We start from the raw sequence: 9,970 nt of genomic DNA, 5'->3' as shown, positions 1-9,970 counted from the left end.
GAGGTTTTGCAGAAGCCCTCTCCCACTCTGAAAAAACACCCACCCTCCCTCCCGCAACCCGCCCTTGGGTGCCCCCCCCCCCCCCTCCTGCCCCTTTCCCCCCACCCGCCCAAACCCCCCCCCCCCCCCCCCGAGCGGACCCCTCAAACAGAAACCCCGCAAACCCCAACCCCGCCCAAAACCCGGGAAGCCTCCCCCACCATCCCGTCCACCTCAGCGACCAACCCCTCGATCTCCCCCCACCACCGCGCATCCCGCCCCGAATCCGGAATCAACGCCGTCCCCACCAGCAACAGCAGCGTATCCACCTCATAAGCCCGATCAGCCAACCGCAACAACGGCACCGGATCCCCGCCGCCGCCCCCGGCCGCGAACCGGCAAGCCGCATGCCCCAGCTCGCGGCACACCGTCCGCAACCGCTCCCGCACCTCATCCGCCCGCGGGTCCGCCCGAGGACCGCCGGTCCGGATATTCCACGCCACCGAAAGCAGACAGCGCCCGGCATCGTCCATCGCCGTGTTCATCACCGGGCGAGTCTGGAAGCACCATCCCCGACACGGGTGACCCGACACGCAAGGCTCACCGCATCGAGTGAAGCAACCGCACAGTCGCGTCGAGCGGCAGCCGATCATCCGCCGCACGCGCGAGAAAATCCTTGATCCGCTGCCCGTCCGGCGTCAGCGAATCCACGTCGTTGACTTCCGCGCTCGCCGCCTCCAACGTCCCGAGCCCGGCATTGTGGTGCGCATCCCGAACCGCGTTCCGCAGCACCGCCAGCTCGGCCACCGACGGCCCCCGCTTCTCCGCCCGCAACCGCTCCACGATCCGAAGCACCTGCGGCGAATGCGCGGCCAACGACTGCCGCCCGGCGAACGACGCGACCATCCGCGGCGTCGCGCGCGTCTCAGCCGGCGGGGGTGGCACCTCGACCGCCTCGCCGACCACCCGCAGACTCTCCAAAGCCGCAGCACGCCGACGTTCGCTCTCGCGCACGCGCGCGAGCGGATCCTTCCGCCGGGACGACGCGATCGCGCGAGCGTCCGCCCTGGCCCGCTCCCCCGAGTCGGTCAGGCGCGAGCGCCGTCGGTACGTGCCCTCGTCAGCAGCCTGTTTGCGCCGGTTCGCGAGCCAGGCCTCGAAGGTCTGCCCGCGCCTGGGCGGCTCGCGCACCTCGGTCAGGTCCGCGGCGGCGGACTCGTCGACGAACCAGCCCTTCATCCGCGAGCGCAGGAAGTCGCCCGGCTTTTCGCTGGCCCGGCGCGGCCGCTGGCGCGTCCCGTCCGGCAGCGCGCTCATCGCGATCAGCAGCGCGTCCGGGCAGTATCCGTTGGAGTACCAGAATTCCAGCTGCCGCTCGACGTCGTCGCGTTCCTCCCGCGTCAGCCGTTCGGACACCCAGCCCATCCGGCGGACGAGCACGCCCGTCGCCTGTGCGCGTTCGCGCGCGTCGGCGGGCACGACCGTCGACGGCCACTCCTGATCCGCGATCCGCACCACGCCACACCTCCCTAGCCAGCGACGCCTACGTTAGCCCGCCGCACCGACAATTACCCGGCCCGCCGCAGCACCGCCACCGTGTTCACCGCCACGATCACCCCGATCGAGGCCCACGCGACGGCGTCCAGCCGCTGGTCCAGCATCACGAGCCCGACGAGCGCGGCCATCACCGGATTGACGCTCATGAACGCCCCGAAGAACTGCGCCGGCACCCGTCGCAGCGCCACCAGATCGACGAGAAACGGCAGCGCCGACGACAGCAGTCCGGCGGTGAGCGCCGCCGCGAGCGCGCCCGGCGTCGGCGGGTGATGCAGCATCGCGAACACCCCGACGGGCACGTAAAGCAGACCGGACACCCCCGCCGCGGCGGCCGAACCCTCGGCTCCGGGAAGGCGACGGCCGACGGTCCGGTTCAGCAGGATGTAGCAGGCCCAGCACGCAGCGGCGATCAGCGCGAGCCCGATCCCGAGGTAATCGGTGGTCGGCTGCGGCCGCATCAGCGCCCCGACCGCGACCGCGGCGGCCACCGCGCACGCGAGGTCCGTCCGGCGCCGGGAGCCGGCCAGCGCGATCGCCAGCGGGCCGAGGAATTCGAGCGTCACGGCCAGTCCGAGGCCGATCCGGTCGACCGCCGTGTACAGCGACAGGTTCATCGTCGCGAACACGGCGGCCAGGCCGAGCACCGGCCGCCACTGTCGCGCGGTGAACGTCCGCAGGCGAGGCCGTCCGACCGCCAGCAGCACCACCGCCGCCACCCACTGGCGGACCGCCACCACGCCCGGCGGGCCGAGCACCGGGAACGCGAGCGCCGCCGTCGCCGCGCCGACCTGGTTGGACAGCGCGCTGCCGAGCAGCATCGCGGCACCGGCCGCCCGGGTGTCGCCGCGCGTTCGCGGAGCCAGTTCCGTAGTCGCCATGCGGTCGAGCATGAGTCCGGCGGATCCATGCGCAAAATGCATTGACCGCATCAACGATACGCTCAACGCATGGATCTGGAGCTGCGTCAGCTGCGCTGTCTCGTGACGATCGTGGACGCCGGGACGTTCACCGACGCCGCGCTCGAACTCGGCGTTTCGCAGGCGGCCGTATCGCGGAATCTGGCTTCGCTGGAGCGGGTTCTCGGCGTGCAGCTGCTGCATCGCACCAGCCGGAGCCTCGAGCCGACGACAGCCGGCATCCAGGTGCTCGCCCGCGCCCGGCATCTGCTCGCCGAGGCCGACGATCTCGTCCGCGAAGCGACCACCGGGCACACGCGGCTGCGCATCGGCCACGCGTGGTCGGCGATGGGCAAGCACACCGCGGAATTCCAGCGCCGTTGGGCAGCGCGGTACCCGGACGTCGAATTACTGCTCGTGCGCGCCAACACCGCGACCGCCGGGCTGGCGGAAGGCCTGGTCGATCTCGCGGTGGTGCGGCATCAGGTGCCCTCGGGCAAGTTCGCGCACGCGACGGTCGGCAACGAGGACCGCTACTGCGCCATGGCCGTAGACGACCCGCTCGTGCGCCGCCGCACCGTCACGCTCGCCGACCTCGCGTCGCGGCTGCTGGTGGTCGATCCGCGCACTGGCACCACTTCCGCCGAACTGTGGCCGCCGGAATCGCGCCCGCGGATCGAGCCGACGCACGACGTCGACGACTGGCTCGCCACCATCACCACCGGGCGCTGCGTCGGCGTCACCCCGCATTCGACGGTGACGCAGTATCGCCGCGACGGCATCGTGTACCGCCGGGTCCGGGACGCCCCGCCGGTGCCGGTCCAGCTCGCTTGGCGCGCGCACGATCCGCATCCGGCCACGCATGCCGCCGTGGCCTTGCTCGGGGAGCTGTACCGGACGCCGCCGAAACGGTGAAGCGCTTCCCTCGTGCCCGTGCCGAATCCATTGTGGATCTTGAAAACCGGGGCGATCATTTTCCGTTGACGCGGCGGCGCGGGGCGACAATGATGAAGCTGTCCAGCCACGAAAGGATCCACGGAATGCCGCACCGCATCGCATGCATGCACCTGTCGGGCATTCCCGGCTCCGCGCCATGACGTGGCCCGCCACGCCGTGAGCGAGGAGCCGCCCGCCGGACCACCGGCCGGGCGGCTTTTGCGTTCACGGCCCGTTTCGCCCGTGGAAAGGAGGTGCCCGTCGCCATGGGAGTCCTGGTTCTCAACGCCGGCTACGAGCCCCTGCACACCGTCTCGCTCCCCCATGCCATCCGGATGCTGGTCCGCCAGGTCGCGGTCGTCCACGAAAGCGACGGGCCGGACCTCGGCGTCTTCCCGCGGCCGAAGGTGGTGCGGCTGCTGCGCTACGTCGTGATGAAATGGCGGTATTCCGGGCCGCCGCGCTGGTCGCGTTCCGGCGTGCTGCGGCGCGACCGGCACACGTGCGCCTACTGCGGGCGCCGGGCCACCACGGTGGACCACGTCACGCCGGTTTCGCGCGGCGGCCCGCGCACGAGCTGGCTCAACACCGTCGCCGCGTGCGGCGGGTCGGCGCGCAGCTGCAACGCGCGCAAGGCCGACCGCACGCCGGCGGAAGCCGGGCTGACGCTCCGGTTCCCGCCGCGCGTCCCGCGGTGGGAGGAGCTGCATCCGCTGGCCGGACTGTCCACATGAGACTCGCGCTAGACTGGAACTCGTGAAGGGCTTGCTGCTGCGGTTGTCGGCGGTCGATTCCGGCGCGGAAACGGCGGTGCGCGTCATCGCGTACTTCGACGAGCTGATCGCCCGCCGGGCGACGCTGCCGGATCTGCTGCGCGCCACGGCGTTCCTTGCGGAATGCGTAGCCGGGATTCGCTGTGTCGACGGAACCGTGCTGCGGTTCCGGCCGACCGGCGAACCCGGCGGCGACGGGCCAGTGCCGCCCGACGCCGTCGTCGTCGACCTCGACGGCTCCGGGCGCGTGTGGCTGGAACGCGCGGGCGAGCCCGGTCCGCTCGACGTCCTGGTGCTCGAACGGCTCGCGATCTCGGCGAAGGTGCTCACCCCCGTCGAACCGCTGCCCGCCGCACCGCATCTCGCCGACCCCGCGCTGGTCGAACTGGTGCTGGGCGAGCAAGCGGCGGACGAGGACCGGACGCGGGCGCTGACCCTGCTCGGGCTGGACACCACGCGCCCGCTGCGAGTGGTGGCGGTCGCTTCGGGCGCCGGCCGCGATGCCGGCGCGGACGCGGTCGCACTCGTCGCCCGCGGCGGGCCGCTCGGCGCGCGGGTGGCGGTCGTCGGCGGAGTGGCCGCGGTGGTGCTGCAGCCGCGCGAAGGTCCGGCTTCGGTGGTTCCGGCGCTGCGCGAGACGCTGGCGTTGCGGGCCAAGGATCGCACGCTGCCGGACACCGTCCGGGTAGGCGTCGGCGACGCGGTCGACGGTTTGGCGGCCCGGAGTTCGTGGCTGCAAGCCCGCTTGGCCAAACGATTCGCAGCGAAGTCGCGGCCGTTGATCGTGCACGAGGATCTCGGCGCGGTGACGCTGCTGGCGGAAATCCCGGCCGGGCAGTTGCGCGCGCAGCCGGACGTGCAGGCGTTGAACGCACTCGCCGAGAACGGCGATCTGGAGACGCTGGAAGCCTTCTGCCGCACCGGTTCCCTCCGCCAGGCGGCGATCGCGCTGCACCGGCACCACAGCTCGGTGGCGGCGCGGCTGGCGCACGTGGAGGACGCGCTGGGGTGGACGCTGGACGATCCGGCGGGACGCTTCCGGGCGCGGATGGCGTTGGCGGCGCGGAGGTTGGCGGAATCCGGCTGAGAGAATCCGTTGGGGGGCGGCGGTTCTGCTCGCGCGGGGGTCCCCCCGGTTTCTATTCTATCGGCCAGCACCGACAGTTCTCGCCGTCAAAAGACCGGTAGCGGCCGAAGCGGCGGCGGGCCCAGCCGAGGCTTTTCCCAGGCGTGGGCCAGTCCCTCGGAATCGCCGAGTTCTTCGAGGAGCAGCAAAGGAACACGACCCGCGCTGCCACTCTGGCGGTCATGACAGCTGGCACCTGCGTTGGCCGATTCCGCAAGCGGCACCGGCAAAGGACGCCCCGGCAACGTCAAGAGCGAGAAGCAGCGAGCCCCGGCCTTCTCCGGCAAGCAAAGCAATGCCGCTGCCGCCACGGCTCCGGTTCATGGCGACAGCGGCACTGCCGAAAGCACAGCAATCTCTCCTGATCCGCGCTGACCGACCTGCTCAGCCCGCCTCGACCCCGAACACCCGAGCCAGCACCGCCCGTCGTTCCGCGGTCTCCCGGCGGCTCACCGTCGCGTGCCGGAGCACCGCCGAGCCGTGGAAAGTCCCCGGGAACAAATGCAGTTCCGTCGGCACCCCGGCCGCCAAAAGGGCCTGTGCATAAGCGATTCCCTCGTCCCGCAGGGGGTCGAATTCCATCACCGACACGTACGCGGGCGGCAATCCCGAGAGGTCAGCCGCCCGCGCCGGCGCCGCGTAGACCGGGACGTCCGGGCCGCCTCGTTTGCCCGGGCCGCCGAGGTAGTAGTCCCAGCTCGCCTCGGCGGCCCGCAGGTGCCAGATCGGCGTGTCGGCGAACCGGCGCATGCTGCCGGTCTCGAGGCGGTCGTCCAGTTCCGGCACGGAGAGGAACTGGAACGCGATCGCCGGGCCGCCCCGGTCGCGCGCCAGCAGGGCCAGCGCCGCGGCCAGTCCGCCGCCCGCGCTCACGCCGTGGAGGACGACCTTTTCCGGGTCGACGCCCAGTTCGTCCGCGTGCTTGACCGACCATTCGAGCGCCGCGTAGCAGTCCTCCAGCCCGGCCGGGTACGGATTCTCCGGCGCGAGCCGGTACTCGACCGACACGATCACGACGCCGAGTTCCCGAGCCAATTCGACATTGGTCGCGTGGTCGACTTCCAGGTCGCCGAGCGCGAATCCGCCGCCGTGGATGTCGAACAGCAGCCCCTTCGTCGCGACGCGATCCGGGGTGTAGACGCGGATCGGGACGTCCGGCGCGCCTTCGGGACCCGGCACGGCCTCGTCGCGCGTGGTCACGCCGGTGTCGTCGAAGTCGCCGTGCGTCGAGGCGATCAGCTCGACCATGCCCGCGCGCGAGGCAGCCACGTCGCGGAAGTCGGTCTCGGGCAGCATCGGGATCGCGGCGGCGATTTCGGGATCGAACGGATAACTCATCAACGGCCTCCGGCTTCCGGGTGAAGAACTCCATCGTGCCGAAATTCCGTCCCGGGCAGGCACCGCCACGCGTCGCGTACCGCGCGGGGTCAACCCGCCGAACGGCGAGACACCCCACGCCGAATCCAGCGAGAAACTCAGCGCCCCGCCTTCTTCCAGATCACCACCGCTCCGATGACCGCCACCAGCACCGCGCCCAGCACGATCAGCCCCTTCACCAGCAGGTCGTGCACGAGGTGCTGCAGCATCTCGTCCCCGTCGGCGAGCAGCACCGCGGTCACCGGCCGGACCGCTTCCGGCCCGGGTCCTCGTCCAGCCACCGCGCGGCCTGGCGCACGACCTCGCCGCCGACGCGTCCGCGCACTCCCCGCGCCCCGCGCCGGTCCATCGCCTGAGCGGCGGTTTTCGCGAGCGTCGCCGCGCCTTCCCGCACGCGCTCCCCCTTGCCCCGCCGCCGCAGCGAAACGATCAGCGCGAAACCGGCCAGCCCCACGACCACGACGATCGCGGCGATGATGCCGAACCGGATCAGCAGGACGTTCAGCACCGTCTCCACGGCGCACCCCTTTCTGTCACACCTGTGATACAAAACGTTTCTATCACGCCTGTGATATAAAAGTCCAGTGCCTAGAGTGGTGGACGGGGAAGAGCGGCGCGCGCACATCGCCGACGCGGTGCTGCGGCTGGCCGCGAAAGACGGGCTGCACGCGGTCTCGCTGCGCGCGGTCGCCGCGGAATCGGGTCTGAACATCGGTTCGGTGCGGCATTACTTCGACAGTCAGCACGCGCTGATGCGGTTCGCGATGCGCACCACCATCGACCGGACGACCGCACGGCTCGTAGAACGCCGCGAGAAGGCGGGTTCGCTGTCGGAACTGGCGCCGGAGGACGCCGTCGAGCAGCTCACCGAGTTCCTGTCCGAACTGCTGCCGCTGGACGAGCGCCGACGCACCGAAGTGACCGTGCTGGTGGAATTCCTGATAGCCGCACGCGCCGATCCGGGTCTGGACGACCTGGCCAGGGAAGCGGTTCAAGGCACCGTGACGCTTGCCCGCCGCATCCTCGACGCACAAGCCCGCAGCGGCCGGTTCGAGCCGAAAGACCCCGAGGTCGAGGCTCCCCGGCTGGCCGCGCTCATCGACGGGATCGCGTTCCGGGCCGTGCTGCAGCCGGAACTCACCACGGCCGGCGAGTGCGTCGCCGTCCTTCGCGCGCACCTCGTCGAGCTCCTCCGACCGGTGGGTGACACCCAGGTGTGAGCGCCGCGGAGACGGGGTAACCGGCGGAACTGGAGCGGTTCCAGATCCCAGGGAGGACTCCGATGCCGGACTCGGCGGCGACGCTGCGGGCGGCGGGCCTGCGCGTCACCAAGCCTCGGCAAGCCGTGCTCGGCTGGCTCGGCGAACATCCGCACGCGACCGTCGAGGCGATCGCGGCGGGAGTGCGCGAAAGCCTGGGCAGGGTGTCGATCCAGGCGGTCTACGACGTGCTCGCCGCGTGCGGCGACGCGGGGCTCGTCCGCCGGATCGAGCTGTCCGGGCATCCGGCGCGGTTCGAACGGCGGACCGGCGACAACCACCACCACCTGGTGTGCCGCCGCTGCGGCCGGGCCGAGGACGTCGACTGCGTCCGCGGCGAGGCCCCCTGCCTCACGCCGCACGACCGGCGCGGGTTCGCCGTGGACGAGGCCGAGATCGTCTTCTGGGGTCTGTGCCCGGGCTGCTCCGCCGTTTCCGACCACCACGAGGAGCTCGCGAAATGACCGAAGAACCGAAACCCCCGGCGACCACCACGGACGCCGGGATCCCGGCCGAGAGCGACGAGCATTCGCTCACCGTCGGCCCGGGCGGCCCGATCCTGCTGCAGGACCACTACCTGATCGAGCAGATGGCGCAGTTCAACCGGGAACGGGTGCCGGAGCGGCAGCCGCACGCGAAGGGCAGCGGCGCGTTCGGGCGCTTCGAGGTGACCAACGACGTCAGCCGCTTCACCAAGGCCGCGGTGTTCCAGCCGGGCGTGAAAACCGAGATGGCCGCCCGGTTCTCCACCGTGGCCGGCGAACGCGGCAGCCCGGACACCTGGCGCGACCCGCGCGGGTTCGCGCTGAAGTTCTACACGACCGAGGGCAACTACGACCTCGTCGGCAACAACACCCCGGTGTTCTTCATCAAGGACCCGCTGAAGTTCCAGCACTTCATCCGGTCGCAGAAACGCCGTGCCGACAACAACCTGCGCGACCACGACATGCAGTGGGACTTCTGGACGCTCTCCCCCGAATCGGCGCACCAGGTCACCTGGCTGATGGGCGACCGGGGAATCCCGCGCACGTGGCGGCACATGAACGGCTACAGCTCGCACACCTACATGTGGGTCAACGCCGCGGGCGAGAAGTTCTGGGTCAAGTACCACTTCAAGACCGACCAGGGCGTCGAGCACTTCACCCAGCACGAGGCCGACCAGATGGCGTCGGCGGACACCGACTACCACACGCGCGACCTGTTCGAGGCGATCGCGCGCGGCGACTACCCGAGCTGGACGCTGCACGTCCAGGTGATGCCGTTCGAGGACGCGAAGGACTACCGCTTCAACCCGTTCGACCTGACGAAGGTGTGGCCGCACGGCGACTACCCGCTGATCGAGGTCGGGAAGATGACGCTCGACCGGAACCCGACCGACCACCACGCCGAGATCGAGCAGGCCGCGTTCGAGCCGAACAACCTGGTGCCCGGCATCGGCCCGAGCCCGGACCGGATGCTGCTGGGCAGGCTGTTCGCCTACGCCGACGCACACCGGTACCGGATCGGCGCGAACTACAAGCAGCTGCCGGTGAACGCTCCGACCTCGCCGGTGCACAGCTACAGCAAGGACGGCGCGATGCGCTACACCAAGGTCTCGGACCCGGTGTACGCGCCGAACTCCAAGGGCGGCCCGCGCGCCGACACGGAGCGCTACGGCACGCCCGCGGGCTGGCATTCCGACGGCGAGATGGTCCGGTCGGCTTACGTCGACCACGCCGAGGACGACGACTGGGGCCAGGCGGGCACCATGGTGCGGGATGTCCTGAACGACGCCGAGCGCGAGCGGCTGGTGGACAACATCGTCGGGCACCTGCTGAACGGGGTGTCCGAACCGGTGCTGAAGCGGGCTTTCGAGTACTGGCACAACGTCGACAAGGACCTCGGCGACCGCGTCGAGTCCGGCGTGCGCGCGAAGCAGAACGAGAAGGACCCGAAGGCGGGCGAGCAGGCCAACCCGGCGCGGGAGAGCATGCAGCGCAAGGCGTAAGCGCGGTTTTCGCGAGTGGCGGTGCCGGTTCCGGCCGGCACCGCCACTGTCCTCTGTGGACGGCTCGAAAACCATGCGGC

The 9,970-nt window shown here is 70.9% G+C and carries 12 protein-coding genes; 6 read left to right on the top strand and 6 right to left on the bottom strand.

All coding sequences use genetic code 11. From position 1 onward, the window contains the following. Window positions 1-143 precede the first annotated feature (143 nt). From ACZ7OI_RS45075 to ACZ7OI_RS45065, 3 genes are read right to left on the bottom strand one after another with little or no spacing between them, the layout of a single operon-like run. Window positions 144-524, bottom strand: a complete 381-nt coding sequence (locus ACZ7OI_RS45075; protein WP_470270249.1) for a hypothetical protein — start codon at window positions 522-524, stop codon at window positions 144-146. Window positions 525-579: 55 nt separating this feature from the next. Next, window positions 580-1,497, bottom strand: coding sequence for a hypothetical protein (locus tag ACZ7OI_RS45070; RefSeq protein WP_470270244.1), 918 nt, complete (start codon window positions 1,495-1,497; stop codon window positions 580-582). 50 nt (window positions 1,498-1,547) lie between these two features. Continuing rightward, window positions 1,548-2,414, bottom strand: a complete 867-nt coding sequence (locus ACZ7OI_RS45065; protein WP_470270243.1) for an EamA family transporter — start codon at window positions 2,412-2,414, stop codon at window positions 1,548-1,550. Window positions 2,415-2,483: 69 nt separating this feature from the next. Here ACZ7OI_RS45065 and ACZ7OI_RS45060 point away from each other — a divergent pair, with 69 nt between their 5' ends. The 3 genes from ACZ7OI_RS45060 (at window position 2,484) to ACZ7OI_RS45050 (ending at window position 5,228) form a co-directional block, all read left to right on the top strand. Next, window positions 2,484-3,347, top strand: a complete 864-nt coding sequence (locus ACZ7OI_RS45060; RefSeq protein ID WP_470270242.1) for a LysR family transcriptional regulator — start codon at window positions 2,484-2,486, stop codon at window positions 3,345-3,347. Between the two features lie 287 nt (window positions 3,348-3,634). After that, window positions 3,635-4,102 (top strand): HNH endonuclease, encoded by a 468-nt coding sequence (locus tag ACZ7OI_RS45055; RefSeq protein ID WP_470270241.1) that lies wholly within the window; start codon window positions 3,635-3,637, stop codon window positions 4,100-4,102. Window positions 4,103-4,124: 22 nt separating this feature from the next. Beyond that, window positions 4,125-5,228, top strand: coding sequence for a helix-turn-helix domain-containing protein (locus ACZ7OI_RS45050; RefSeq protein WP_470270240.1), 1,104 nt, complete (start codon window positions 4,125-4,127; stop codon window positions 5,226-5,228). Between the two features lie 423 nt (window positions 5,229-5,651). Here the strand turns inward: ACZ7OI_RS45050 and ACZ7OI_RS45045 are convergent, their stop codons facing one another. From ACZ7OI_RS45045 to ACZ7OI_RS45035, 3 genes are all read right to left on the bottom strand, one after another. Further along, window positions 5,652-6,605 carry an alpha/beta hydrolase gene (locus ACZ7OI_RS45045; RefSeq protein WP_470270239.1) on the bottom strand — a complete coding sequence of 318 codons (954 nt, stop codon included), beginning with the start codon at window positions 6,603-6,605 and terminating at the stop codon, window positions 5,652-5,654. A 137-nt stretch (window positions 6,606-6,742) separates the two neighbouring features. Beyond that, complete coding sequence (locus tag ACZ7OI_RS45040) at window positions 6,743-6,886, bottom strand: hypothetical protein (RefSeq protein ID WP_470270238.1); 144 nt, start codon at window positions 6,884-6,886, stop codon at window positions 6,743-6,745. Further along, the gene (locus ACZ7OI_RS45035) at window positions 6,883-7,161 is read right to left on the bottom strand and encodes a hypothetical protein (RefSeq protein ID WP_470270237.1); all 279 of its coding nucleotides are present in this window, start codon (window positions 7,159-7,161) and stop codon (window positions 6,883-6,885) included. The genes ACZ7OI_RS45040 and ACZ7OI_RS45035 overlap by 4 nt, the downstream gene beginning before the upstream one ends. Before the next feature lie 67 nt (window positions 7,162-7,228). Between ACZ7OI_RS45035 and ACZ7OI_RS45030 the strand changes: the two genes are divergently transcribed. From ACZ7OI_RS45030 to ACZ7OI_RS45020, 3 genes are all read left to right on the top strand, one after another. Further along, entirely contained in the window at window positions 7,229-7,864 is a 636-nt protein-coding gene (locus tag ACZ7OI_RS45030; RefSeq protein ID WP_470270236.1) for a TetR/AcrR family transcriptional regulator, read from the top strand. Between the two features lie 62 nt (window positions 7,865-7,926). After that, window positions 7,927-8,367, top strand: a complete 441-nt coding sequence (locus ACZ7OI_RS45025) for a Fur family transcriptional regulator (protein ID WP_470270235.1) — start codon at window positions 7,927-7,929, stop codon at window positions 8,365-8,367. After that, window positions 8,364-9,890: a catalase gene (locus ACZ7OI_RS45020; RefSeq protein ID WP_470270234.1), complete on the top strand. Its 1,527-nt coding sequence runs from the start codon at window positions 8,364-8,366 to the stop codon at window positions 9,888-9,890. The genes ACZ7OI_RS45025 and ACZ7OI_RS45020 overlap by 4 nt, the downstream gene beginning before the upstream one ends. Window positions 9,891-9,970 lie beyond the last annotated feature (80 nt).

This window comes from Amycolatopsis sp. NPDC114503, assembly GCF_055633655.1.
This window is presented reverse-complemented; position numbering and strand designations above follow the sequence as displayed.